22 protein-coding genes are annotated in these 24,830 nt (G+C 54.1%); 7 read left to right on the forward strand and 15 right to left on the reverse strand.

Going from position 1 to position 24,830, the window contains the following annotated elements:
- Window positions 1-194 precede the first annotated feature (194 nt).
- Complete coding sequence (locus Enr10x_RS29190) at window positions 195-737, reverse strand: 5' nucleotidase, NT5C type (protein WP_197996303.1); 543 nt, start codon at window positions 735-737, stop codon at window positions 195-197.
- 124 nt (window positions 738-861) lie between these two features.
- Here Enr10x_RS29190 and Enr10x_RS29195 point away from each other — a divergent pair, with 124 nt between their 5' ends.
- Genes Enr10x_RS29195 through Enr10x_RS29205 form a run of 3 tightly spaced genes read left to right on the forward strand, consistent with a single transcriptional unit; the run spans window position 862 to window position 3,899 of the window.
- The gene (locus tag Enr10x_RS29195) at window positions 862-1,695 is read left to right on the forward strand and encodes a Rieske 2Fe-2S domain-containing protein (RefSeq protein ID WP_145452524.1); all 834 of its coding nucleotides are present in this window, start codon (window positions 862-864) and stop codon (window positions 1,693-1,695) included.
- A gap of 59 nt (window positions 1,696-1,754) precedes the next feature.
- Window positions 1,755-3,092 carry a dipeptidase gene (locus Enr10x_RS29200; protein WP_197997414.1) on the forward strand — a complete coding sequence of 446 codons (1,338 nt, stop codon included), beginning with the start codon at window positions 1,755-1,757 and terminating at the stop codon, window positions 3,090-3,092.
- A 39-nt stretch (window positions 3,093-3,131) separates the two neighbouring features.
- Window positions 3,132-3,899: an NAD-dependent epimerase/dehydratase family protein gene (locus tag Enr10x_RS29205; RefSeq protein WP_145115802.1), complete on the forward strand. Its 768-nt coding sequence runs from the start codon at window positions 3,132-3,134 to the stop codon at window positions 3,897-3,899.
- 6 nt (window positions 3,900-3,905) lie between these two features.
- On the opposite strand, the gene Enr10x_RS29210 is transcribed toward Enr10x_RS29205, so the two are convergent.
- From Enr10x_RS29210 to Enr10x_RS29235, 6 genes are all read right to left on the reverse strand, one after another.
- On the reverse strand, window positions 3,906-4,835 hold the full coding sequence (locus Enr10x_RS29210) for a leucine-rich repeat domain-containing protein (protein WP_145115804.1): 930 nt from the start codon (window positions 4,833-4,835) through the stop codon (window positions 3,906-3,908).
- A gap of 238 nt (window positions 4,836-5,073) precedes the next feature.
- Window positions 5,074-7,437, reverse strand: coding sequence for an alpha/beta hydrolase family protein (locus Enr10x_RS29215; protein WP_232093180.1), 2,364 nt, complete (start codon window positions 7,435-7,437; stop codon window positions 5,074-5,076).
- 70 nt (window positions 7,438-7,507) lie between these two features.
- The gene (locus Enr10x_RS29220; RefSeq protein WP_145452526.1) at window positions 7,508-8,245 is read right to left on the reverse strand and encodes a hypothetical protein; all 738 of its coding nucleotides are present in this window, start codon (window positions 8,243-8,245) and stop codon (window positions 7,508-7,510) included.
- A 129-nt stretch (window positions 8,246-8,374) separates the two neighbouring features.
- Window positions 8,375-9,667, reverse strand: a complete 1,293-nt coding sequence (locus Enr10x_RS29225) for a hypothetical protein (protein ID WP_145452527.1) — start codon at window positions 9,665-9,667, stop codon at window positions 8,375-8,377.
- Window positions 9,648-10,169, reverse strand: coding sequence for an anti-sigma factor family protein (locus Enr10x_RS29230; protein WP_145115811.1), 522 nt, complete (start codon window positions 10,167-10,169; stop codon window positions 9,648-9,650). The genes Enr10x_RS29225 and Enr10x_RS29230 overlap by 20 nt, the downstream gene beginning before the upstream one ends.
- 8 nt (window positions 10,170-10,177) lie before the next feature.
- Complete coding sequence (locus tag Enr10x_RS29235) at window positions 10,178-10,738, reverse strand: RNA polymerase sigma factor (RefSeq protein ID WP_145115814.1); 561 nt, start codon at window positions 10,736-10,738, stop codon at window positions 10,178-10,180.
- A 387-nt stretch (window positions 10,739-11,125) separates the two neighbouring features.
- Between Enr10x_RS29235 and eboE the strand changes: the two genes are divergently transcribed.
- Together eboE and Enr10x_RS29245 are read left to right on the forward strand one after the other, a co-directional pair.
- Window positions 11,126-12,292 (forward strand): metabolite traffic protein EboE, encoded by a 1,167-nt coding sequence (gene eboE, locus Enr10x_RS29240; protein WP_145452528.1) that lies wholly within the window; start codon window positions 11,126-11,128, stop codon window positions 12,290-12,292.
- A gap of 19 nt (window positions 12,293-12,311) precedes the next feature.
- Window positions 12,312-13,409, forward strand: a complete 1,098-nt coding sequence (locus Enr10x_RS29245; RefSeq protein WP_145115819.1) for an XdhC family protein — start codon at window positions 12,312-12,314, stop codon at window positions 13,407-13,409.
- A 31-nt stretch (window positions 13,410-13,440) separates the two neighbouring features.
- Here the strand turns inward: Enr10x_RS29245 and Enr10x_RS29250 are convergent, their stop codons facing one another.
- Window positions 13,441-13,800, reverse strand: a complete 360-nt coding sequence (locus Enr10x_RS29250) for a co-chaperone GroES (RefSeq protein ID WP_197994846.1) — start codon at window positions 13,798-13,800, stop codon at window positions 13,441-13,443.
- A 405-nt stretch (window positions 13,801-14,205) separates the two neighbouring features.
- On the opposite strand from Enr10x_RS29250, the gene Enr10x_RS29255 reads away from it, so the two are divergent.
- Window positions 14,206-14,631 carry a ferritin-like domain-containing protein gene (locus tag Enr10x_RS29255; RefSeq protein WP_145115822.1) on the forward strand — a complete coding sequence of 142 codons (426 nt, stop codon included), beginning with the start codon at window positions 14,206-14,208 and terminating at the stop codon, window positions 14,629-14,631.
- A 79-nt stretch (window positions 14,632-14,710) separates the two neighbouring features.
- Here the strand turns inward: Enr10x_RS29255 and Enr10x_RS29260 are convergent, their stop codons facing one another.
- The 5 genes from Enr10x_RS29260 to Enr10x_RS30735 form a co-directional block, all read right to left on the reverse strand.
- The gene (locus tag Enr10x_RS29260; RefSeq protein ID WP_145115824.1) at window positions 14,711-15,925 is read right to left on the reverse strand and encodes a cofactor-independent phosphoglycerate mutase; all 1,215 of its coding nucleotides are present in this window, start codon (window positions 15,923-15,925) and stop codon (window positions 14,711-14,713) included.
- Between the two features lie 169 nt (window positions 15,926-16,094).
- Window positions 16,095-17,462 (reverse strand): hypothetical protein, encoded by a 1,368-nt coding sequence (locus Enr10x_RS29265; RefSeq protein ID WP_145452529.1) that lies wholly within the window; start codon window positions 17,460-17,462, stop codon window positions 16,095-16,097.
- A gap of 184 nt (window positions 17,463-17,646) precedes the next feature.
- Window positions 17,647-18,930, reverse strand: a complete 1,284-nt coding sequence (locus Enr10x_RS29270; protein WP_145452530.1) for a hypothetical protein — start codon at window positions 18,928-18,930, stop codon at window positions 17,647-17,649.
- A gap of 259 nt (window positions 18,931-19,189) precedes the next feature.
- On the reverse strand, window positions 19,190-19,531 hold the full coding sequence (locus tag Enr10x_RS29275) for a YciI family protein (RefSeq protein ID WP_145452531.1): 342 nt from the start codon (window positions 19,529-19,531) through the stop codon (window positions 19,190-19,192).
- A 148-nt stretch (window positions 19,532-19,679) separates the two neighbouring features.
- Window positions 19,680-19,991 carry an immunity protein YezG family protein gene (locus Enr10x_RS30735; RefSeq protein WP_145452532.1) on the reverse strand — a complete coding sequence of 104 codons (312 nt, stop codon included), beginning with the start codon at window positions 19,989-19,991 and terminating at the stop codon, window positions 19,680-19,682.
- A 70-nt stretch (window positions 19,992-20,061) separates the two neighbouring features.
- Here Enr10x_RS30735 and Enr10x_RS29285 point away from each other — a divergent pair, with 70 nt between their 5' ends.
- The gene (locus Enr10x_RS29285) at window positions 20,062-21,432 is read left to right on the forward strand and encodes an IS1380 family transposase (RefSeq protein ID WP_145104163.1); all 1,371 of its coding nucleotides are present in this window, start codon (window positions 20,062-20,064) and stop codon (window positions 21,430-21,432) included.
- A 245-nt stretch (window positions 21,433-21,677) separates the two neighbouring features.
- Here the strand turns inward: Enr10x_RS29285 and Enr10x_RS29290 are convergent, their stop codons facing one another.
- A complete protein-coding gene (locus Enr10x_RS29290; RefSeq protein ID WP_145452533.1) occupies window positions 21,678-22,064 on the reverse strand; it encodes a hypothetical protein in 387 nt (128 codons plus the stop codon).
- 705 nt (window positions 22,065-22,769) lie between these two features.
- Window positions 22,770-24,137 carry a PQQ-binding-like beta-propeller repeat protein gene (locus tag Enr10x_RS29295; RefSeq protein WP_145452534.1) on the reverse strand — a complete coding sequence of 456 codons (1,368 nt, stop codon included), beginning with the start codon at window positions 24,135-24,137 and terminating at the stop codon, window positions 22,770-22,772.
- Window positions 24,138-24,830 lie beyond the last annotated feature (693 nt).

The following is a 24,830-nucleotide window of genomic DNA, read 5'->3' on the forward strand; positions in this document are numbered from 1 at the left end:
TGCGGTATCGATAGTTTGGGCGCCAACTAGTATCTATTGTCTCTTATATTTCCTATTCGTCAACTTTCATTTAACAACTTTATTTATGAAACACCGCTTAGGATACCTTCCCTGAGTCGCAAAAACTACCCCTTATCCCAAAAAATGAATCTTATGTACACTTATCTGTCGCCAGAAAATGGCTGTTGTAATGCTTAAAGCAGCTTTTCCAGCTCGGATTTGACGTAACCGATCCGATCCGTGATCGCATAATTGGCATTCCAGGGCTGCGGGAACAGAATCGCCTGACCTCCGTGCTCCCGGAATTTGTCGATGTTTTTGTGCTGATCATCGATCAGCACGACATCTGGTTTTGCAAGCAAATACTTCTGGGTCCCGATCATGAAGTCCATGAACAGCGGCTCTTCGAAATGCTGTCGCAGCCATTCGACTTTCGCGGAAGCACAGGCCGCGCTGCGACTGGGTGAGGTGCTGATGGTAAACGGTGCGGTCTCTCTGATCAGATCCAGTAGTTCGTTCAACCAGGGATACGGAGGGAACTCGGCCCAGAACCGGCCCCCCAGGCTGTCGACCGGCTTCCAGAATTCGTCCTTCGTCATGCCGAGCACGCCCGCGTAATTGGGTTCCCCTTCCGGCCAGTTCTCCGCGAGTTCCCGCTGACCATGCAATTCCAGGATCGCTCCCATGAAGTCAGAGATCACGCCATCCATGTCCAGTAAAATATGTCGTACAGGCATGCTGCTTTTTTCGCTCCACTCAGTAACTTTAAACATAAAACAGTAGGATTCCCTGTTGAGCATATAATAAACTGGAACTGACAACCATTGTGGGAGTCTCTTTTTTAACCAGGATAAAACACTGATGACCAACTGGATTCCGCTGGGCGACGTTTCCGAGATCAAGCCCGGCAGTCGAAAACTATATACCCTCCAGGGCACCGAGATCGCGGTGTTCCACGTTCCGAACCCCGATCAGTCGGGCTCATTTTACGCGATCGAAAATTCCTGTCCGCATCAGGGCGCTTCGCTGATCGAAGGCGAAGGCTGCGGCACCGAGGTCAACTGTCCGCTGCACGACTGGACGTTCGATGTTGCCAGCGGTGAATGTCTGGACTTCCCCGAGTTTCCGCTCACGCGCTTTGAACTGAAACAGGAAGCCGATCTGTTGCTGATCAATGGAGACGCGTTTGCCGAAGCCGAGTCGCGCAACCTGTTCCTGGTGCGCTATAGTGTGATGGGCTGGGTCGACCAGTTTTCTGCAGAGGTGGATGCCGGCTATTCGCACCGCGATCGGGTCATTCTGCAGACCAGCCGCGGCGAAGAGATGGGCGAAATCCTCTCTCCCCTCGAATCGCAGGACAAAAAGATCACGCCCGCCGGTACAATCCTGCGGGAACTGACTCCCCTGGATCAGGAACAGCTGCCCGGGCAGGGGAATGTCACCACCCAGGTCTTCGGCGACTGTCAGCAACTGATCCAGGAACGGGGGATGCCGACCGAAATCATTGACTGCGAACAACTGTTTGATCAGCAGACGGTCGTACTGTACTATCTGGGTAGTCGGCTGCCGGCCCTGGAAATCCTGGCACAGGAGTTGAATGCCCGTTATCCCTGGCGGATTGTCTTTCACCCTGTCGACGAAGCACCTGCCTCCTCGGGCTGTTCCAGTGGCGGCTGTGGCTGCGATCAGAAATAGCGAACCGACTGAATTCTTTCTCACCCCGACTTTCCAACCTCACACCAACGGACTTCATCATGAGCAACCCCATCAACCGCCGTTCGTTTCTGGGTACTTCACTCGCCGCCACGGGACTGAGCGCCGCTGCAGCTGCCTCACTCTCCGCTGCAGAAAAAACAGCGAGCCAGACCGGCAAGACACAAAAGCCGATCCAGAATGAAAAAATTCTGCACGCCCGCAAAGTGGCCCTCGATATTCTCAAGCCGTCACAGAAAGAGCTGGAGCATGGCCTCGAACTGCACGCGGATTCGCTCGTCTTCGATTCCTACGGCTTCGCTCCCCGGGCTGCCATCGATGGAGACAGACTCGCCGAAGCGATCAACGATCATGCCTCGACCGCGGAACTGCAGGACCTCCGCGAAGACATGTCCATGACCCGCTGCGTCACCGATCCCGCCGAGCAGCGCGAATTCAAAGAAGCCTTCGATGCCGCCGGCGTAACCTGCATCTTTCAGAACGCGGGCGAGGAAGGGCAGGACCCCATGCGATTGATCAAGCGGCTGGCCCGGTTCACCTACACGACGGACATGCTCGCCGATTTTGTTCCCAAAGCGGTCACCCCCGCGGATATCGAACAGGCGCAAAAAGAAGGGCGGCACTGCCTGTACCTCACCGGCAACGGCGTCCCCCTGACGCAGCAGTGGGAAACCACGACCGACGAAATGAAGTACATGCGGATCTTCTTCCAGCTGGGCATCCGCATGATGCACATGACCTACAACCGCCGCAACATGCTGGGCGACGGCTGTGCGGAGCCGGCCAATGCGGGCCTCAGCGATTTCGGTCGGGAGGTCGTCCGCGAAATGAACAAGCTGGGCATCATTCCCGACGTCGCCCATTCCGGCTGGCAGACCAGCCTGGAAACCGCACAGGTTTCAGAAAAACCGATGGTCGCCAGCCATACCACCTGTGCCAGCCTGCATCATCACATTCGCAGCAAACCGGACAATGTCATCAAGGCCATCGTCGAAACCAACGGTCTGGTCGGTATCTGCTGCATTCCCCGTTACCTGGGCGGCAGCGGCGATATCAGCCGGCTGATTGATCATATTGATTACGTGGTCAAGAAATTCGGCGTCGACCATGTCGCGATCGGCACCGATGTCGCTTATACTTCCCGTAACAGTGCTCTGGAGAGCAAGAAAGTCCCCCGGGCACCCCGTTCGCGAACTCCCTGGAGAAGCCTGTGGCCGCCGGACAGCTTCCGGACCACCCCCGAAATGAGCACCAGCGTCTCCTGGACCAACTGGCCTCTGTTTACCGTCGGTCTGGTCCAGCGGGGTTATTCCGATGAGGACATTCAAAAGATCATTGGCGGCAATATGCTGCGGGTCTGTCGAGAATCACTGGCCTGAAATTACAATCCGGTTCCCTTACGAATCAAAGAACACGACATGCGCATTTTAATCACCGGTGCCGCCGGCTACGTAGGACGCTATTTCAGCCAGCACTGGCAGACGGACGACGAACTGGTTCTGGGTGACATCCATCCGAATCCCGAAGACGCCCGCTTCATCCCGCTGGACATTACCGATCCCGCGCAGACCCGGGCCGCCATGCAGGGCATCGACGCCGTCGTGCATCTGGCGAAACAGGCCGACGAAGGACCGATGGAGGGGGATGAGCTGAACAACAAACGCTTCGACGTGAATGTGAAAGGGACCTTCAATCTGCTCGAAGCGGCCCGTGATGCGGGTGTCAAACGTTTCATCTTCACCAGTACGATTATGACGGTGCTGGGCTACGAGGCGCCCGAGTGGGTCGCCGCGGATGCGGAGCCTCGCCCGGTCGGTTCCTATGCCCTGACGAAACAGTTATGCGAAGTGATGTGTGCGCATTATGCAGACCAGCATGACATGTCGATTGTCTGCCTGCGGATTCCCAAGCCGATTGACCTCGAGCATCCCCTCTGGAAAACACATCCACTCCGGCCTCAATGGGTACCCTTCCCGGATCTCCTGCAGGCCTACCAGAAAGCGGTCACCGCTTCGATCGCAGGCTGTGAAGTGATTACGATCGTCGGCGAAAGCGCACAGCGCCGCTGGGATCTCAGCAAAGCGGAAAAACTGCTCGGCTATCGACCGACACTGCTCCCGGAAGAACTCGGATACCAGATGGGAAGCGAAGACCAGCCCATCCCGGAAGAGTCGCATTACGCCTGAGCGGGTTTACTGCTCAACGCGACAATAAGGCAGCCCTTTTTCGAGCTTGGCGATACCTTCTTCGGTAATTTCGGTGCCGTCGATGTAGAGCGTGCTCAGTTGCTTCATCTTCTTCAGTGAAGGAATGCATTTATCGGTCACGTTGGTATTCCGCAGATTCATGTCCACCATGTTTTCCAGAACTTTGATTTCTGAAATACCGGCATTCCCGATTTCGGTATCGTTGAGCTCCAGCCATTCCATATCTTTCATCTTGGCCAGATACTTCATACCATCGTCGGTGATCTGCGTGTTCCGCAACCAGAGTCGCTGCAACCGGGTCAGCCCCTTGATCTGCTTCAGCCCATCATCGGTGATCGATGTATCCCGCAGCAGCAGGACGCGGAGTTTTTTCAAGCCCTTAATGTGGGCCAGGGCTTCATCGGTAATCTGGGTTTCTGAAAGCCCCAGGGTTTCCAGACTCTTCAGGTCAGAGAGGTGTGTCAGCCCTTCGCCCGTAATTTCCAGCCCGGTCAGGAAGAGTTCTTTCAGGCTGTCCAGGCCTTTGAGATGCTTTAATCCGGCGTCGGTCACTTTGGTGCGCGACAGATTGAGCACTTCCAGATTGCTCAGCTTTTTGAATTCTGCCAGGCCGGTATCGGTAACCGGAATGCCGTGCAGTGAAACTTCCCGCAGGCTCTTGAGTGACTTAAGATGGGTCATCCCCTCGTCAGTCACCTTGGAACCGGAAAGATCGAGCTTTCTCAGCTTGTTCAGACGCCCGAGATAGACCAGGCCTGCGTCAACCAGCTTGGAACCGGAGAAGGAGACCTGGGAGATATTCCCGTTGTAATCCATCTTCAGATTGGCACTGATTTCCTTCAGGGCCTTGATATCGGTTTCCAGCGTTGATTCCTGCGGAACTTCTTCCTCTGAACCTGTGGCAGCTTTGCTCATTTTGTTCCCTGTTTGGAATTGAAAAGTCTGACTCTGATCAACGTGAAGCGGTACTGGATCGACTCAGTTTCGTGTTAAACCCGAACATATTCTATACACCCGGACACACCTCATCCGTACACATCGCTTCTTTAACGTGGAGTTGGCGGCCAGTCTAATATACACATAATTCAGCAAATTCGCATGTGAACGAACGATTTTTTCCTGAGGAATCCCCCTGTCACAGGGCAAAATCTCATCAATCGCCCGATGGTTTCCAGTTCAGATTCCGGAAAATGAAAGCAAATGTACCCTGTCCGTTGATGGTATGCGGGCCGTTGAAGTATTCAATCTCGGTCCGGTCCCCAATCCCCATCTGGGTATAAAACCGCCTGACTTTCGCGTACTCGGCAGCAACCCACTCATCGGGGGCGACCCCGTCGTTATGCCCCCGTTCCACCATAAACGGACGCGGCGCCATCAGGTAGGAGAGCTCCGCGTAATTGGCCACATGCCCCATGTTCCATTCAAAGATTTCATACTCTCCATGAAACACGTAGCTATAGCGGTGCGCGCTGTCAGCATTTTTGCGGACCCATTCATTGAAGTCCCCCGAACAGATCGAGAAGACATACTGCTTCACAAAGGGAGGCACCCGCACCGCAGTCTTACCGCCATAAGAGAGGCCGTAAAAACCGATCCGCTGACGATCCACAAACGGCAGCGAACTGAGCCACTCCAGGGTCCGCTCATGTTGAGGGATGATATAGCTGTAAAGCGACCGCTGCATCGGATTCGATTTCCTCTGCAGTGTTCGAAACCGATCGCGGCCCTTATACGGATTCTGCGGGGCATAGACAATCAACCCCCGCTTTACCAGCTGCTCGCTGAAATTTTTGTAAGCATTATAGGAGTGGCCATCCGCACGAATGGTGTCCATCGGCGTTCCCTCCAATCCGTGCTGACAGACAATTACGGGCCGCCGTTCTCCTGGTTTGAGATCATTGGGAATCAGCAGAATTCCGCCAGCTACGAATTCGGGCGTCACATCCAGCATCACCTCAAATCCCTGATACTGGTCGTGCTGCAGTACTTTGCGGGTCTTCACATTCAGGGGCACCGGCTGCTCTGGTGCCGGCAGACGACCGATCAGTTCGTCATACACTTTGTCCCGCAGTCGGTCTGCGTCTTTTTCCCAGAGCGCGACCGACGTGTATTTACCCGGCTGCCACTCTGCATCCCGATAGCGGGCCGAGCGGTTGAGCAGTTCCTGCGTGAAGGCATTCATTTCATTGAACTGCTGCTCCTGCCGGGCGTTCGGGTCGACTTGAATTCCGTTTGCCGTCCGCCGCAGTTCTACCGGAGGTATCAACTTCTTATTCTGGCGGATGCGTAAACCGAACAGAAAGTCGGCCAGTGCTTTCCCCGATCCTGCCGGTCCGGTTCCCTCACCCGAGAAGACCAGCGACAGGTTCTGTTGCAGCCCCAGTTGTTCGAACACAGGCAATGCCCGCTCAAACTCGGCTTTCACCGATGCGGGTTTCGCGATTTCAATCACTCCGGGCGCAGCCGAGGCCCGCTGACCTTTTTTGGGGGCAGGGGGTCCGTCGACAACAGGTACGGCACAGGCTTCGATCACACAGGACCGCGGGGCGATCATCGCGGCAATTTCCGCATCACCGAATTCGGTCAACTGACTCCAGACATTGCGATAAATGGGTTCCCGCCAGACACCTTCCCGCTGCTGAAAATAGCCGGCGACCCACGTCGATTGGATCCGATAGTCGGCGGCCCCGCTGAACAGTGCCAGCAGACCGCCTTCACCCACTCCGACCACACCCACCGGTAAAATGCGGCCATCCTGTTTGTCGAGTCGTTCAAACTGATCGACGGCTGCCATCACTTTCTGTACTTCATAACCAATCACATGCCGTCCCATTTCGAACGCCATCCGGTAGATAAATTCGCGGTGCGGCTGATTGGTATAAAAGACTTCGGGATGGCCGGAAAAATTCGCGTCGCGACTCATCAAAGTCGGAATCACCACCTGAATTCCGCGGGCCGCCAGCGCAAGCGGAATCTGCGCCGATTTGGGCACTCCCGCTTTCAAGCCGACAAACATTTCCGGGGTCCAGTCGGCATCGGGCAGCGCCACCACGCGGGCTTTGATCTCGCCGGTCGGCTGCAGCAACAGTCCGGATGCCGTGATACCGTCCAGGACCTGCCAATGGACGGCATGGACTTTGAAGGCGGGACACTCGGCGATGACAGAGGACTTTTCGGTCGTGCTCAAGAGTTCAAAGCCGGGGCCGATCACACGAGAATCGACGGCACCGATAATTGTTTTAAACCGCGCCCGGTTCTCTTTGATACTTTCAATAAAAGCGGCATGGCTGTTGAAATCGTAGTTCCATTTCTCAGGACGGAGTTGAGGCGACTGCGCCAGCGCCTGTAAGGCGTAACGATCGATGCCTGCCACCATGTGTTCGTCGAGGGGCTCGCTCAGTTTCAGCGGCGCCGTTCCCGGCAGCGGATCGGGCAGTTTCAGCGCCTGCGCTGCTACAAAGGAAGGGAAACTAACGAATAAAACAAGAGCCAGCAGGGGGGACGGAAATCGCATCATCGGTACCTGATCGATCTGGGGAATAGCAGCACCTGCCCGGTTTACGGACAGGCACAGCCCTGAAAGAAACCTACTTCGCTTTGTTGCCGAACAGCAGGATTTCGTCAAAGTTGCCGGTGTCGTCGAACGAACCGATGCCGACCTGTCCGGTCAGGAAGGTCTTGTCGGTCGCCGTCATCACCGGTTCTTTCATGTTATCGAAATAGACTTTGATCGAACCCGTCTTGGTATCGCGAACGACGCGGGCATGGTGCCATTCGTCATCCCAGTCGGTCCCCGGAGTGGTTTTGGTCGAAATCTTGGTACGGGGTTTGTCGTTGACGATGAAGATCTGGTTGGCGTGGTCGTCGGTCTTCTTGCCGAGATGGACATAATAGAAATGGGCATCGTCCTGGTAGTCAAAGAACAGGCAGAGATCCCGGTGACCGTAATCGGGGATCGTCGACTGCAGTTTCACGTCGAACACGAAATCGCTGACCTTGATCCCTTTCAGGAGTGCCCGGTTGTAGGGTGAGCGGACCGGCGGTTCGAATTTACTCCGTTTCTTGAACAGGCTGAAGACGTAGTTGTCGCCCTGCTTGATCATCTTCCAGGCCTTGTCGTCCGTGGGCAGCCAGTGACGGGAGTTGCCCGACTGGAAGTTTTCGTGAAACAACAACGGCAGCCCGTGCATGCTCTGCGGGATCCGCTGATCTTTCTCAAACGTCTGCACCAACACAGGCTCTTTGGCTTGAACCGAGGTGAGGTTCACACTGTAAACAGGCAGCAGGCCGATCGCCAGGCTGGTGATAAGGAGGGAACGCAACATGAAAATTCTCCTGTCTCATGGAAAGTCTCCGAAATTGGGGATGCAGAAACTGCGGCCTGAACGATTCCGGATGAAGTCTGAATTCTGATCTGGTTTCAGAATCTATGAGACAGGATTGGCACTGTTTTTTCAAGCATCCGGCTTGCCCGGACCGGGGCGCGGTCGGTTGTTATCTGGATTCCGATCCAGTGGACGACCGCGGAAATCTCGATTTCCGCGACCGGCAGGACCGTTGGGACGCCGATCATTCTGGTTCTGGAAACGTCCCCGGGGTCCTCGGAACGCCCCTTCTAGATCGCCACCTCTGATGAGGCTGACAGCCAGCTGCCTGACTTCCCTGGCGCGATCAGCAAACTCGGCGTGATTCTGTTCCGCCAGGTGCGCTTTCAGATACATGAATTTCAGTCGTTCCTGCAGTTCTTCCGGCGGGTGTTTGAGCAGGTCGTCTTTGTCCTTACTGCCCAGTGTTTCAAAGAACTTCTGCAGTTGAGCTTCGGGGACCTGCATCTGGTCCAGCTCATCGCGTACAGAAATGATCAACTCGTGTATGATCCCCCTGGCCAGGAAACCGGTGATCATCACGCGTTGCAAATCAGGATTGATTAAACTCAGTCTACTTCGCCTGACTGCTTCTCCCCGTCGATCGCCTATGTCTCGAAAGAAATGATATTGATCCTTGTCAATCAATTCACACACGCTCTGGACTACCTCGGGCTTAGGCCAGTCGGAACCTTTTTGTTTGTCCCGCTGTTTGACTTCTGCTGCCGCCCGGAGTACCGCCAGTGACCGCTGAAATTCTGTGAGTTCCGCTTTGGGCTTCGAGTAGTTCACCGGCTCGGGTAGACTCTTTTCAATCATGCCGATCACCTGCTGAAACAGTTCTGGTGAGGGAGCCTGCATCCGCATCATGGCGCGCCACGCCGGGTCGCGGTTATCCTTTCCCCGATCCCCCCATTCGAACCCCAGGATTTTCATGACTTCGAAATAGTTGCGATACCGTTTCCAGCGTCCACTGTTTTTATGCTCCGCACGGAACTTGCGGATGAGGGCCATCCGCTCTTCCGGGGTCTTTGCTTTCCGCAGGTCTTCCTGTTCCCAGGGGGAGAGCGTCCGAACCCAGTCCTCGTAACAGCGCATCACGTGGTTCAACTCCGGCTTTTTCCGGATCGCTTCATGAATTTTACGGTAACGGGCTTTTTCTTCGGGAGTCAGTTTCTGGAACTTTTCGTAGTTCCGTTTGAGCTGCGCGCGTTCTGCAGGAGACATCGACTCGATTTTTTTGCGGCTGTTCTGTTCGGTTTCGTCCGGCCCCGTAGCACCCAATAGCAGCATGCCCGCGCAGAACATCGCCACGACGCACCCGGCGGCGCGCCACGGCAGCGGTGCCCTGCTTTGCTTCTGTTTATTTTTGCGCGGTTTCATCGAACGTTCCTGACTTCTGAAGTTCTTCCAGAAATTCCAGACTCTGCACTTCCGTGTAAGTATCCAGATTCTCGATAAACGACAACTCCCTGAGCAGCGGATCGGATTCGTCCGGCACCCACTGGTTCGTAATCAGATATCCCACAAAGATCGAACAGGCCAGGCCCACGATCCAGCCGGCAGTGATGGCGGCCCTGCGGAGCTGCGCACGTGATTTTTTCGTCATACCGAATCCGGACGGCTGCTGATCCTCTTCCGCCTGCGCTTCCAGCTGAACGGTCCGGATGCTCGAAAGTGTTTTGTCGGTGAACTCTTCAGACGCTTTGGAGATCGGCAGTTTGTCCAGCAGTTCCCAGGTGCGCTCCAGACCATCGACGTGCGCACGGGTGGCCTCGTCGCTCGAGAGCGCCTGCTCAACTTCGATCGCTTCCTGTTCGCTGACCTCGCCATCGAGGTAAGCCACCAGTCGTTCGAGTTCCTGTTCTTTTGCGTCTTTGCTCATTGTGAGTCTCAACCGTGAATGTGTTTTTCCAGCTGTACCCGCAGATTTTCGCGGGCCCGCGACAGTAATGATTTCACCGCGGCCTCGGACAGTTTCATCGTCGCCCCGATATCCGCGTAGCTCATCCCTTCGAATTTATGTAACAGCACTGCCATCTGTTGTCGTTCATTGAGTGTTTCCAGCGCCTGGCGGACCACCGCCTGGGTCTCTTTCAATCCCACCTGTCGCGAGGGCATCATACCGGATTTTTCCATCAGCAGCTGCTCCTCCGGGCGCATCCCCAGCGGTCCGGAGTCGTTTGGATTGAGAGCCACCTCTCTACGGCGCCCCTTGTTGCGGCGGGAGTTGCTGGCCAGGTTATTGGCGATGCGAAACAGCCAGGTCGAAAATTTGGCTTTCGGCTCATACTTATCGCGCGAGCGATAAATCCGCAGAAAGACTTCCTGTGCCAGATCTTCCGCTGCCTCCTGATTTCCCAGCAGATGGCAAAAAATGCCCACGATGCGATCCTGATACGCGGCCACCAGCTCGGTGAACGCACCTTCATCTCCCGCCTTGGCGCGCAGCATCAACTGTACGTCAGGGTCGCGTAAGTAAGGTGAATTCAAGATCTCGGTAGTAACCACGACTGACTTCAGACTCCCATCTATGGGGCCAGTTGCCCCACGTGTATTAAACACGCAGCAGAACGCAAAGTTTCTCTCAGAGTTTGGGAGAAACCCGCTTTTTAACTGTTTTCATGCACGATTCTAACGGTTATCGTCGCTAAACCCGGCAGTGAACACAAGCCGTTCCCGTGTGAAATTTCCATTTCGGAACCGCATTCCCTGTCGTAATTTATTTTAGCAGGTAGTCTCACAAGGAGACCTGGTTATGATACTATATAGTCGCCCGACTGAGATTCTGACCCGGTTTCCTGCCTCCTGCCAGTCCCCCCAGCCCGCCGAGGACGGTCTATGACGTTGAATTCACTCCCTTTGAGTTATTGCACGAACGTGCATCCCGGCCTGACGGTTGCGGAGATTCTGCAGAAACTCGATGAATTTACCCTGCCGATTCAACAGCAGCTGGGAACCCCGCTCGCCGCCGGTCTCTGGCTGGCACAACCGGTGATTGAGGAAATCCTCGCTGAACCAGAGGGTATCGACGGCTTCGCAGCCGAACTGCAACAGCGCAACCTGACCTGCTACACGCTGAATGCGTTCCCCTACGGCAATTTTCACAGCGAGCGCGTCAAGGAGAACGTCTACCTCCCCGACTGGACCAAACCCGAACGGCTGGAATACACGAAAGGCTGTGCCCGCGTGCTGGCGGCGTTGCTGCCCGAGGGAACCGAAGGCAGCATCTCCACGGTGCCGCTGGGCTTCAAGGGATTTGAACACGCCCCCGATTTTGGTGAGAAGTGCATCGATCAACTGATCGAACTGGCCGTCTTTCTCAAGCAGCTCCAGGACGAAACTGGCCGCACAATTCGCCTGGCCGTGGAACCGGAACCGTTCTGCGTGATTGAATTCACACATGAACTGATCGTCTACTTCGAACGGCTCTATGAACGGGCCGCCAAAAGACAGCTGCTGGGCGTGGTCCGCGAATTTATCGGGGCCTGCTACGATGTCTGTCACCAGGCAGTGGAGTTCGAAGACATTCCCGGCTCGATCCGGCAGATCACCCACGCGGAAATCCGCATCAACAAGATTCATATTTCCAACGCCATCGAGCTCGTCGACCCGTGGGAAAACGAAGCCGGTCGCACACTGCTCGCGGAATACGCCGAGCCCCGCTACCTGCACCAGACGATCGGCAGCCTGAAGAACGGTGATCTGTATCGGCAGCCCGACCTGACCCGGGAATTCCTGCTCGACCCGCATCCCCGTCTGCAAGAGACCGAACGCTTGCGCGTGCATTTCCATGTCCCCGTCGATGCCCAGTCGCTGGGCCCGCTGGGAACCACGCACCGTGAATTAAGACAGGCGCTGGCGACCGTTAAAGAACTCGATTACGCGCCGCACCTGGAAGTGGAAACCTATACCTGGGAAGTCCTGCCCGGAGATCAGAAACCGTCGCTGGTCGACGGATTGACGCGCGAACTGCAGGCCGCCCGCAAACTGATTGATACGCTATAACCAACTGAAGTGATCAACCATGCGTGAGCTATTACTCGAACTGGAACAGGCGGTCCAAAATAAGAAACCCGTCTGCTATACCTGCCTGGTGGAAACCCGGGGCTCAACGCCCCAGAAGCCCGGGGCCGCCATGCTGATATTCAGCGATGGTTCACAGGCAGGGACCCTCGGCGGCGGCTGTGTAGAAGCGGAAGTCAAACGCCGCGCCCTCCGCGTACTTGACACGGATGCCCCTGAAATCATGACCTTCCAGCTCGACAACGATTACGGCTGGGATGACGGCCTGATCTGTGGCGGGCGCATGAAAGTCCTCGTCGACCCGGTGCGGAACGAGGACGACCTGCAGTACTTCCGGACGATGCTGGAACTGCTCGAGGGAGATCAGGGTTGCACGGAAGCGGTCGTCCTCAATCCCGAATCGGCTGAGGGCATCGCGGAAACCGATCGCTACCTGATCGACGCGAATAACGAAATCGTCGCTTCACGGGGCAACCCTCAGCCGCCGGCGCAACTGCTGGCTGGCCTCAAACCGATTCAGAACCGCCCCCGCCCGTATGTGAATGCGGGCATCGCCTATCTCACCTTTCACCAGACCTGCCAGCTGATCGTCATCGGCTGTGGTCATGTGGGACAGAAAGTCGCCGAACTGGCCAGCGATGTCGATTTTGAAATCATTGCCGTCGATGACCGCCAGGAATACTGTAATGCCGAACGGTTCCCCACCGCCAAACAGCTGATCGTCGGCACCTTCGATACCACGCTGGCCGACCTCCCGATCAACCGGGATACCTTTATCATCATCGTCACGCGGGGGCACAATCACGATGAAGAGGCGCTGGGCTACGTGGCACAGTCGCCCGCCCGCTATATCGGCATGATCGGCAGCAGGCGGAAGGTCAAGCTGATCTTCGAGGACCTGCTGCGCATGGGCACTCCCCGCGAGGCCCTCGCCCGGGTTCACGCGCCCCTCGGCTTCGACATCGGCTCGCAGACCGTTCCGGAAATTGCGCTCAGTATCGTCGCGGAACTGGTCGCCTGGCGGAACCTGGACGAGGTGCCCGCCGCCTATCAGCGGACCAGCCTGGTAGAAGAACTGAAAACACCGGATCCGGCATAAACGTCAGACCGGGAACATTCTATCCAGGCGCTTACTCGTCCCAGTCTTCGGGATCTTCGAACTCCTGCTCTTCGGCGGAAGAGACTTCCGTCGTTTTCGCATCGCCGCGACGGAAGACAGCGACGACGTCTTCGATGGGAACCACGTAAAGCACGTTATCGGGCTCGAAATCGACGGGGATCGCTTCGCTGGGATTAAACAGGACCTTGTCGTACTTCTTGATCGGGAAATCGTCGTCCCGCGCGATCTGTACGCTGATCTCCACCACCCGGCCGGTGATGTTTGGAATTTCCGCTTTATCGGGCAGGACAATCCCCCCCTTAGTCGTATGCCGACTTTCATCTTTGCGGATGAGAATTCTCATTCCCAGTGGTTCAACCCAGTCAGACACGCATTTCTCCCGGTATCTATCACAATGAAAACAGTAAATGAGTCGCTGAAGTTTTACGAAAATAAGCAGTTTCGCGCCAGATCGCAACACAACCAGCTGACTTAATCATAGGCCATCCCTGCGGTGAAAAGAACCCCGAAAATCAGGTGTCGGCCCCGGAGCCCGCTCGATCTGGCTCCCTCCGGGAAAGAATTCACCTCTGCATACCTCCCGCTCGTGCCCGTTTCAGGCTGGTAACACAGATTCCACTCCACACTTCCCGTTCTCACTGCCGTGAAGGACCGTACCCTGTTGAAGAGCCGGTTGAAAATGTAAAATGTTCAGCTATAAAGAGGGTAGCGAACGCTCAAACTCACACCTTGGGAACGTTTTACAAATTCCCGTATTCATATTCAGGAGAACGACATGGATAAGCAGACGATGATTGAGAAACTGAATCAGGACCTGGCGAGCGAGCTGGCCGCCATTATTCAATACACGACCTATGCCGCCAAGGCGACAGGCCCTTATCGACCGCAACTGACCCAGTTCTACCTGGCGGAAGTCCCCGATGAACTGGGTCACGCGCAGTACCTGGCCAACAAAATCGTCGCCCTGGGTGGCGAACCGACGACCGTCGCCGGCAAAGTCGCCGCAGCCCACACCAATCGCGAAATGCTGGAAGCCGTCCTCGCTGCCGAAAAAGAAGCGACCGCCGGTTACACGCAACGGGCAGTCGAAGCCGACGAACTGGGCGACAAAGGGATGGCCGTGCAGCTGGAAGACATGGTCCGCGATGAAAGCGGCCACGCCGAAGAAGTCGAACGCATCCTCAAAGACTGGCCGGAATAATCACCGTCCATCCGTACTGACAGAAACCAACTCAGACCCGTCCGTATTCAAAGCAGGCGGGTCTGTTTTTTTCCCTGCGTTAGTTGGTCAACGTGCCGAAGAAGAAGGGCATCAGCTGATGGCCTTTGGGCAGCAGCAGATTGCTGGCGCCCGCGCTGACTTCGTCATACTTGTTCGACTGATCGGGACGCACCTTGGTTCCACAGATGCCGAACGGCACGTAGCCGTGGCTGTGTGTTTTCGTTCTGAGGAACGTGGGATGATCCGGGCAGACCAGGATCCGGTATTCACCCTGTCCCCTCAGGTATTCATGTACCGGCCCCACGATGTGCTGATCGATGTTTTCGAGTGCCTTGATCTTCTCGATGACTTCCCCTTCGTGCGAGGCTTCGTCGGTCGCTTCCACATGCACGACGACAAAGTCGGTCTCTTCCAGGGTCTTGATCGCGGCACGCCCTTTGGCGGCGTAATCGGTATCGGTATAGCCGGTGGCTCCTTCAACTTCGATCACATTCCAGCCCAGCAGACGTCCCAGACCGCGTAACAGGTCGACCGCGGTAATCACGGCGCCGGTCTTGCCGAACTGTTCCAGGAACGGAGTCAAAGCCGGGCGGCTCCCCTGGCCCCAGAGCCAGATCTGTGTCGCCGGCGGATTGCCGTCAGATCGCTTCTGGTTCAGCTTCGATTTGCTGAACAGCTTCTTACTGCGTTCCATCAGGTCGTTCAGCAACTCGCTCCCTTTGCCTGACGGCAGATCCTGCGCGATCGGCTGATCGGTCAGGTCGTGGGGAGGCGTGGTTGTCGTTCCTGCATCAAACGGCTGGTCGTCGGCGTCCTTGGCCCGATAGACGAGCAGGTTGCGGTAGCTGACTCCCTGGTGAAACTCCCACTGCGGATCGTTGGCGGTTGCTTCCTGTAGTAAGCCGATCAGTTCCGCGCCCACATCGTTGGGCAGCTGGGACGCAGTGAAGCTGGCCATGTTCCCTTTGTCGATCGTGACGAAGTTGCAGCGGATGGCCCAGTCGTGCGGACCCAGCTCGATTCCCTGGGCGGCGGCTTCCAGCGGTGCCCGTCCCGTGTGAAAGACCAGCGGATCGTAGCCGAACAGACTCATCGTCCCCACATCGCTGCCCGACGGCATCGACGCCGGCACCGTGTCGGTTCGGCCCAGAATGCCTGCCGAGACAACTTCATCCATGTGCGGAACGTTCGCAGCCTGCAACGGGGTTTGGCCCCCTAATGCTTCCTGCGGTTCATCCGCACAACCATCGGGAATTACGAGCACATATTTCATCTTTTGGGACACTTACTCTCAGGCGGGATAGAAAAAGGAGTCAAAATAGACCTGTCTGGTCCTCACTATCCTGAATTTTCCGCCTGCCCGCAAGGTACCGACCGCCGGAATTTTTGAAGCGGCTCTTTTCAGACATTCCTGTGACAGAAACGCCCGTTTCTTAAACTTCTTACTCCTTCGGAGCCGGGTCCGCGACGACGAAATCTTTATACGGTTCCATGTCCGCCGTGATGACCTCCCACGATTTGCCCATTTCGCGGAACTGGTTGAAGTCCTTCGGCTTATAGGAAAACTCGAGTTCCGGCGTTTTGATCTTCGCGTACCCCTTTTCAAAGCAGGAATGCATGGCGGCGTCCAGGACGCCGGTCATCAGCAGCGTCCGCTCACAGGGATAGGGTTCTTCCTTGTTGACGAACAGATACTGAATCGCATGCGCAAAGGCGCGGAACAGGTTGCGGTTGCCCCAGGGACCGGGGAAGAAGGTCGTCGCCCTGGGTGCCGGCTCCCCTTTGATCGAACAGGCAAAGTTCCAGCGGACCCCGTTCGAACCAACCCGGAGCATCGTGGCCCGGAAGCCGTCTTTGTACTCGAGCAGAATCCCGTGCGGTTCGCGCGTCCCTTCACTGCCGATCGGATCGAACAATCCCCGCTTCTTATTCCCCAGCTCGGCCTGCATCGCGGCTTCCGCCAGCTTCATCGACCAGCGGCCCTCCTTACCCGCTTTGATCAGGTCGTCCCCCTTGAGGAACTGCACGCTCGAGATACCGGTCTCGCCCCCTTTGCGGAACTCGACCATCGACTGCAGCACTTCCAGGCCGTGGATGTCGTACTTCTCGATCGGCCCGCCATGAATGGAGACGGCGTCTTCGATCTCGGTGCCGTAAGGCAGCTCCAGCGGAATCGTGCGCTGCGCGAGGGGGACCGAACTGCCGACCATCATCGGGAAGCCGTGCTTCCGCGAGGTGTCATACATTTCGCGGGCCCAGTCCCAGCGGTAGGAAAAATGTTTGTCGCTGAACAGCGGCACAAAGCGGTTTGACTCTTCCATGACCTTGACGATCGCATCGAAGAACCGCTTGCGGGGATACATGGTCTGCCCGTACTTCGTATCAGGATAGTCGCCGTGCTCGCCAATCGACAGGACGGCGTCAACCGCCAGTTCATCACCGCCGTTGCAGAGTGCTTCGCGAATCGTTTTATAAATGGGAATGTCGAACTGCTTCGCGATGCCGCGGGAGAGATCGCGGTCAGTAAACTGATCGCCGTAGAAGGAAATCACATCGCACTGTGGCTCCAGCAGCTTGCCGTTAAACAGATAAGGCCCGAGGAACGGATGCAGAATGTGGTAGGCGTGCGAGCAGTAAAAGCACTGCGTATAGATGGCAGCGACCTGCGGTCGTTTGGTCCCGGCGGCAGCCAGACCTGGGTTCAACCAGTTCAGGCCCGCGGTCCCCGCCATGGCTGCGGCGCCCAGTTTCAACAGATCACGGCGGGAAAGCGATTCAGACAAAGCGTGCGGCAGGTTCGCAGCGGACATAGGGAAGACTCCTGTGGTGGGAACAAGCGAGGCGAGAATCGGTCCCTCTATCGTATCAGATCATTTAGATCTCTCCAGACGTTTTTGGGGTGGGTGGGGATTTTTGTGGGGGAAATTTTTGGAGGCGAACTCAACAGGTCAGATTTGGATTTAACCGATTCCTACAAATTGACCTTCCAAATTTTTAAGAGTCGTTCTTCCTCCATGGAACATTTTTAATTGCAGAATGTATGAATTCTACATCAAGACTGCGGCAGATTATCTTTCCTTGATAACCAGCGGTTGCAAGAATGGCTTGAGCCAGCAAACCATTTACCTGATACCATAAATCAACTCGTTCATCTGAGCCTGTAGACCTAGAAAGCAGTTTTTCTACTTTTTTAGGCATTCCATGAACTAGAGCATTTCGAACATCCACAAGCACACAAATTAAATCGTCCAGATTAAATTCTTTAGCATATGCGATTAGCTCATTACTCTTTGCTGGCAGGCCCGTTGGAATTGAATATAGTGATAACAATAGTCGAATCTTGTCTGATGCAGGTAATGACTTAAATCCATTCACACTACATAGTCCGCGTTGTTCTACTACTTCAAACCACGCTAGTGTCTCTAACGCCGCCTGCTGTAATACTATCGATCCCTCAATCAGCCCCGCACTCTGTTCAGCTTCAATGTACCAACCAATTCCAGTAGTTAAAACTTCGTATCTCTTTGGTTCATTGTACGCCTTGTACAAACAGCCAAACAGCTCCTCAAAAGTTCCCTTTACCATAGAATAATACCAGGATAATCCTGGTGGATTCATACTGGTCATCGTCACTTGAGGGAAAACTCGACATAAACTTTCTGTTTCTGAATAGCCCCACGGACCAACTAAGCCCACCCACCGGCCACACATAAATGAAAGAGTCTTGTGCAAGATTGAACTAATCAAATCAATTCTTGGATTAGGACTACTCTTGTTAAATCTAACTTCAATGACATGAGTAAAGACAAACGGGGTTCGAACATTTTTCTTCTTCTCTCTGATCTGATCGATCACAATAGTAAAATCATCAAGATTGGTTTCAGTCCTTCCTTTGTAAATAGAGTCACTGCCTTTAATTACCTTTCCATTTAAGTCTGGACCATTAATTACCATATACTTTATTGAATTAAAGGAAGGATCGGGGTCTATATGAGCAACTACATGTCCTGAGAAAGATGATCCCGTCTTATTTTTATTAATTCCTGTTACATTCACGGTCATGGCACCGACAGGAGCACCACAGGACATTTCATATATTCCTGCTTCCTCGGTATTATTAAATACCTTATGTATCTCAACTTGGCTTGGTTTCTCTTTGATTTCAAATTCAAAAATCACATCTGGTTTTGGAGCTATTTCAAATATTATTTTTCCACTTCCAGATCTAGATTCTCCATCTCTCGAAAGAGCCGATAATCCAGACCAGAACTCTATCATTCCAGTCTCTTGATCATATTCACAAGGTGGAGTGAGCCTCTCTGCCAATTCAGTGGCTCTTTGATCTGACGATGGTTTATCCACAATTAAAGCTCTCTTTGTCAGAACACGATAATTTGGGAAGAAAATGGGGTAGACCCCAAATCCCCCCCTCTCAATACGAGTCATCAACAATCACACAGTCGGGCAAGGCCATTTTTAACTCCACCACCCCTGTCTCAGTGACCCAGGTGTTCCTGGCAACTTTTTCTATCCGACCTCACGACTCTGGATCAAACCCGAATACGCGCAGCTCCTGATCGCAGCGACACGCTTTCGCGAAACGGGCGGCCCAGGCGATGGCTTCCTGTCTGGAAGGCAGCTCCAGGACAGTGAATCCACCATTGAGGGGAGGCGCCCACGGGTAGCCTCCCTCAGTGAATGAACCATTGGCCGAAACGAGAACGGGCGGTACTGTTTCATCAATACCACCGCCGAAAACGTAAACGCCCGCTTCCTTCGCCTCGCGCATCACGGCATGAGCGTCTCGATCCACCTCCTCCCACTCACTGTCGGGCACATTCATTGCAGCACTGGGAAATGAAATCAGATACTTTGCCATACGCTTCTTTCTCTAAGAATGTTGCGGTTCGAGGGAATAAAAGGTGTCAGGATCGAATGGCACTCTCATTCGCTCCTGACACCTTTCATTCACCTGCTACTGTTCTGATCCTTTATCAAGAAGCGACATCGTGAACACGAAGTGAAAGTCATCGTTTGAGTCGTCTGTGGCGTTCCTCGATCTCTTTACTCTCCCTCTCTTCATCGTATATTGCATACCCATCTTCATCGCAATCATCGTAATCCCACTTCATATCAAACTTACCCTCAGCATTTAGTTCGAAACTTGCTCTACCCCATAGCGGTTGTTCTGCGTTCTCAAACAGTTCCCGAATCCCTTCAAAAGCGTTTTGTCCCTGTTCGTTTGTGGTAAAGCTTCTGGCGACTCCGTCCGCTTTGCGTGTATATTCTCCGAGATATAGAATCCCGCATTTCCCAGATGACTTCCTACACTTTGGCACGTAATTTGCGCCACACCCCTACAAAACAAGGTTATTCTGCCAATTCATGCCATGCTGACAGGGGAACTTGATGGGTGACAGCCAAAACCAGGATTTACGGGTCAGTTTTGACAGCCGATTGAAGCTGAAGTTCTGCGGCAGTCAGGTCACCACCGATGCGGGACTACTGGCCTATCGGGAACTGGATGCAGCGCTCGGTCTGACGGAAATGGGCGGAGATGTGCTGAGCGATTCACGCCCGGGCCGCAACAAGCAGCACCAACTCGTGCCGCTGTTGCGTCAGTCGATCTACAGCCGACTGGCAGGCTACGAAGATGTCAATGACGCTGAGCGCTTGTGTGTGGACCCGGTGCTACGCCACGTGGTTGGCGGAAGGGCGAGTCAGCCGGATAAACAAGCGGCGTCAAGCAGCGAGGTGGGCCGTTTCGAGACGCAGATACTCAGCACGCAGCGCAATCTCACGGCACTGATGAAGCTCTCCGGACGCTGGATCAACAACCTCCACCGGCGGCGACCGCTCAAAGAACTCATCCTGGATCTGGACAGCTCGGTCAGTGAGACCTACGGCCGGCAACAGGGCGCGGCCTACAACGGCCACTTTGCATGCCTCTGTTACCATCCGCTGTTTCTGTTCAACCAGCATGGTGATCTGGAGTACGCGATGCTGCGGCGTGGCAACAAGGCCAGCGCGAAATACTGGCGGAAGGTGCTACTGCCGGTGATCGAACGGTATCGGCATTTGGACATTCCGAAGTTCTTCCGCGGCGATGCGGCGTTCGCCATTCCAGCGCTGTATCGTGTGCTGGAGAAAGCAGACTATCGTTACGCCATTCGCCTCAAAGCCAACGCCGTATTGGAGCGGGAAATCTCGCATTTGCTCACCCGTCCGGTCGGACGGCCTTCCCACAAGCCCAAGGTCTGTTATCACAGCTTCCAATATCAAGCAAAATCATGGCAGCGATCGCGTCGCGTGGTGGCCAAAGTTGAGTGGCACGCAGGCGAACTGTTCCCGCGTGTTGGATTCATCGTGACCAACTTGAACCAGCACTCGAAGAACGTCGTGAAGTTCTACAACGGTCGGGGCACCGCCGAGCAGTGGATCAAGGAAGGCAAGAACGCCGTCAGATGGACGAAGCTCTCCTGCCGGACGTTCAAAGACAACCAAGCTCGGTTGCAACTGTTCGCCTTAGCTTATAACCTCGGCAATTTCCTGCGGCGGCTGGCCTTGCCCAAGCCTATACAGAACTGGTCGCTGACGACGCTGCGGGAGAAGCTGGTCAAGGTTGGGGCCAAGGTAACCCGGCATGCCAAGTACGTATTCTTTCAACTGGCCGAAGTGGCTGTGCCACGGAGATTGTTCGCCGCAATTCTTGATCGGATTGCACGACTGGCAATTCCGCCGCCGGTCACGCATGACGTGAAGCGGAAGTATATCAAATAGCGAAAAACGGGGTTCCTCACAGAGAAAGTCTGCGCAGAAACCGTGTTGACTACTGAAAAATGATTCGCTCGGGCAGCAATTTCCGGATCTCAACAACAGAGGCACAACAAAAGTGGCGAAAAATCACTTTGTTTTAGACACGGGGGACCGCAGTGGTTACAATCAAAGAAAGTCCATGCCTGGAGTGGTTTCAGGCTGATCCATATGGGAAATCTCGGTTATTGTGAATGATCGGTGACTACACGTCACAGATTTAATAGAACTGAATTATGATTCCCCAGAAATTCGTTTAAGTCTGGACTAATTTCTCGAACTAATTGAGCCTGGGCACGTATTCTTCCCTCACTGTCTTTACAGCGTTTATTTCGTTGGTTCAAAACTACATAAGAAATTTTGTAGAGATCACCATGTCTTTCTCGGACGACTGCGACTTTCACAGGTTCGTCTACAGTAAGCATATTCCGCTTCATCCATTGCTCGATGTCTGAAAGGGACAGTGAGTCAATTACTGTGGGGCTGATGGGGACGTCTTCAGTTTTGACCGAGATGCCGCCCGTCAGGACATTCAAGGTCGATCCGACTGATCGTACAGTACCGGTAAGGAAACCGGCTGTACGTTTCAAAAAGCTCATAATGGATCCTCACTTTCAATTCATTTCTATGGACCACAAAACAACCCTTACCATATAGCTGGTTCCAAACAATTATGAGAGCGACTATCAATTATTCAACGGGCTTGCTTACCACTACTCAATCTGCCGGAAGCATACTTGCTGAAGAAGTGCTGACATACTTATCCCATATGCCTATGTCATCTATTGCAGTGTGATCGTCGCTGAGCTTCTTACCTAATATTCATACCTGCAACAGATTTCAGCATAGCTTACATTGCTCGTGTTTTCTGTATGTGGAGTGGATAATTCGTAGAATTTATCGTACCGCCCAGATATCAGCTTTGCGATTCGTCAAGTATTATGTTTGGACTCACGACCAGCCAATCATTTTTTTAAATGCCTGCCATGTTGATATGGTCATATTCATGACCATTCTCGCCAAGACGTGCATTCCGATCGCCCGGAGGAACATGGCAAGGCCGCTAGAATACTGTCTCGATAGAACACTGCATCCATCCTGGCTGTTACCCATTCTTCCGGGATTGCATCCTGAATTGAATCTGCAACTTCTTGATAAAAGTGTTCGATACCTTCAATCATGAAATTTCTCTCTTTTTTTATTTTAGATTAGCGAAATAATCACTAAAAAAACGATTTTATACCAGTCTTCGCATCTGTGATTGGGCATAAAAGGGACCAGATCACCTCCACCAATCAACCCGTTCACCGACCCGCATCAATACAATACAGATTATCAACAGTGCGGATAAAGATGCTGCCGTCGGCGATGGCGGGGGTGCCCCAGGCTTGCTGGTCGAGTTTATTGACGGCCACTACCTTCAATTCGTCACCGGCGGCGATGACATGGGTGTTGCCATTGGAATCCAGCGCGAAGAGGTGTTTGCCGTCGGTCCAGGGGGAAGCCCAGAACGCGCGGGCGCCCGGGACGCGGCTCTCGTACTCCAGACGCCCCGTTTCAATGTCGACACAACGAATGATGCCCCGGCGGCGTTCGAAGAAATACAGGTTGCCGTCTAACCAGGTGGGCGATGCCATTTGAATGCCGGAACCATCCATGCGCCACTCCACGAACTCTCCCTGTTTACCGTCGCCCGGCGGAGTAATATCGCCCGTGCCGCCGGGCTTGACGGCGTAAAGCCGCCCGCCTCCGTCATCATCGCCGCCCCGGTTGCGCAGTTCGTTCCCGATGAACAGCCGATCGCCGACGGCAACGGGGGTCGCCGACGAACGCCCTTTATTCATATCCAGCGTCCAGAGCAACTTTCCAGTCGCCGGATCATAGGCACGATAGACGGTGCCCCCCACGATCAGTTCCTTCCGCAACGAATTTTTCCAGATCATCGGGCTGCTGTATTGCGACTTTTCCTCGCGGTTGACCTTCCAGATTTCCTCTCCGGTTTTCGTATCCAGGGCGACGAGAAACGATTGCTCCTGGTTATCAACCTGAATGAACAGCCGATCTTCGAACAGCACCGGTGAACTCGACGTACCCCAGCCGGCACGCATCTCATACACGCCCAGATCTTTCTGCCACAACAGGTCGCCTTTCAGGTCGAGACAATAAACACCGTTCATGCCGAAGTACGCGTAAATGCGTTTCCCGTCTGTGACCGGCGTTTCCGTGGCATAGGTATTGGTGCTGTGCCGCGGCATGGGCGGCTTGCCTTCTTTCACCGTCTTCTTCCAGATCTGCTCACCAGTGGCGGCGTCCAGGCAAACGACCTGGTATTGAAACAGCACGTTGACCAGATCGTTACGATCGCGGCCGTAGCCACCTCCGTTGGATTCCGGCCGGGCGATGTTTTTCTTTGCTGGATTGGCAGGCACCGCAGCCGTCATGTAAACGCGACCCTCCCAGACAATGGGCTGAGACCAGCCTTCGCCCTCGACCGGCTTCTTCCAGCGAATATTGGTTTGTTCTCCCGCCGCATCCGACCAGTTGACGGGCAGCGGCGTGGCAGATACGGCATTGGAATTCGCACCCCGGAACTGAGGATAGTTTTCGGCCAGGCACGTTTGTCCCAGAGCGAACACAACGAACAGCACGGTCAATTGATAAGTGAAATGCATAAACTCTTCCTGACATCCATAACATAATGCGATGAATCATTGAGAACCATACGAGAAATGATCTGACTAACAGATTGACTAACAGATAGTGTAAGGGCTGCGAACAAGAATGAAACAGCAATTCTGCCTGAGAAAAACAGGAGGGGCAGGTCTGGTTCCGACAGGAATAAACTGGCTGTATCAGGAGGTCTACTCTAGAGCATTTCCGCAACATGATTTCAGCCTGAAATCATTAATTGCTGTTGGGTAGAAGTAGAAAAGGGGCAGACCCCGATTCCATCCTCTCACTTCTCAGATCTATCAGTAATGACGAAATACAAAGAGGCGGCAATGATAATCACCAGCAATGGCAAATAAAGGTAAGAAGTAGTCTGCAGGCCCACCAGTGGCCCTCCCCACAATATTGAACTCGCTAAAAAGAGTGCTCCGCCAACAACGATACCTCTAAATCGCAAGCGTGTCATAAATCGAGACCCTCCATAGAGGACAGCTTCTGTCAGTGCTGAACAGGAATCAGATCAGGAATCTTTGTCGTCAACAGCACAGTAAGTACACAAAAACATGATCAGACAAAACCCTATAAAAAAACCTGAAACAGGTCCAATAATGATTGCACTCATTACGAGCCATGCCATTTCGTAGGCATAACCAATGTAAATACACAATGAACAGCAGATGAATATTGAAATTTGA

Origin of the sequence: Gimesia panareensis, from assembly GCF_007748155.1 — a bacterium.
GTDB classification, from domain to species: domain Bacteria; phylum Planctomycetota; class Planctomycetia; order Planctomycetales; family Planctomycetaceae; genus Gimesia; species Gimesia panareensis.

Bases quoted from the DNA above. Each gene is read 5' to 3' on its own strand.
- eboE (WP_145452528.1), top strand. From the start codon at position 11,126: ATGACGTTGAATTCACTCCCTTTGAGTTATTGCACGAACGTGCATCCC.
- Enr10x_RS29190 (WP_197996303.1), bottom strand. From the start codon at position 737: ATGCCTGTACGACATATTTTACTGGACATGGATGGCGTGATCTCTGAC.
- Enr10x_RS29205 (WP_145115802.1), top strand. From the start codon at position 3,132: ATGCGCATTTTAATCACCGGTGCCGCCGGCTACGTAGGACGCTATTTC.
- Enr10x_RS29260 (WP_145115824.1), bottom strand. From the start codon at position 15,925: ATGAAATATGTGCTCGTAATTCCCGATGGTTGTGCGGATGAACCGCAG.
- Enr10x_RS29235 (WP_145115814.1), bottom strand. From the start codon at position 10,738: ATGCTGCGCGCCAAGGCGGGAGATGAAGGTGCGTTCACCGAGCTGGTG.
- Enr10x_RS29195 (WP_145452524.1), top strand. From the start codon at position 862: ATGACCAACTGGATTCCGCTGGGCGACGTTTCCGAGATCAAGCCCGGC.
- Enr10x_RS29245 (WP_145115819.1), top strand. From the start codon at position 12,312: ATGCGTGAGCTATTACTCGAACTGGAACAGGCGGTCCAAAATAAGAAA.
- Enr10x_RS29265 (WP_145452529.1), bottom strand. From the start codon at position 17,462: ATGTCCGCTGCGAACCTGCCGCACGCTTTGTCTGAATCGCTTTCCCGC.
- Enr10x_RS29255 (WP_145115822.1), top strand. From the start codon at position 14,206: ATGGATAAGCAGACGATGATTGAGAAACTGAATCAGGACCTGGCGAGC.
- Enr10x_RS29220 (WP_145452526.1), bottom strand. From the start codon at position 8,245: ATGTTGCGTTCCCTCCTTATCACCAGCCTGGCGATCGGCCTGCTGCCT.
- Enr10x_RS29290 (WP_145452533.1), bottom strand. From the start codon at position 22,064: ATGAGCTTTTTGAAACGTACAGCCGGTTTCCTTACCGGTACTGTACGA.
- Enr10x_RS29230 (WP_145115811.1), bottom strand. From the start codon at position 10,169: ATGAGCAAAGACGCAAAAGAACAGGAACTCGAACGACTGGTGGCTTAC.
- Enr10x_RS29210 (WP_145115804.1), bottom strand. From the start codon at position 4,835: ATGAGCAAAGCTGCCACAGGTTCAGAGGAAGAAGTTCCGCAGGAATCA.
- Enr10x_RS29270 (WP_145452530.1), bottom strand. From the start codon at position 18,930: ATGATAGAGTTCTGGTCTGGATTATCGGCTCTTTCGAGAGATGGAGAA.
- Enr10x_RS29225 (WP_145452527.1), bottom strand. From the start codon at position 9,667: ATGAAACCGCGCAAAAATAAACAGAAGCAAAGCAGGGCACCGCTGCCG.
- Enr10x_RS29215 (WP_232093180.1), bottom strand. From the start codon at position 7,437: ATGATGCGATTTCCGTCCCCCCTGCTGGCTCTTGTTTTATTCGTTAGT.
- Enr10x_RS29200 (WP_197997414.1), top strand. From the start codon at position 1,755: ATGAGCAACCCCATCAACCGCCGTTCGTTTCTGGGTACTTCACTCGCC.
- Enr10x_RS29295 (WP_145452534.1), bottom strand. From the start codon at position 24,137: ATGCATTTCACTTATCAATTGACCGTGCTGTTCGTTGTGTTCGCTCTG.
- Enr10x_RS29285 (WP_145104163.1), top strand. From the start codon at position 20,062: ATGGGTGACAGCCAAAACCAGGATTTACGGGTCAGTTTTGACAGCCGA.
- Enr10x_RS29275 (WP_145452531.1), bottom strand. From the start codon at position 19,531: ATGGCAAAGTATCTGATTTCATTTCCCAGTGCTGCAATGAATGTGCCC.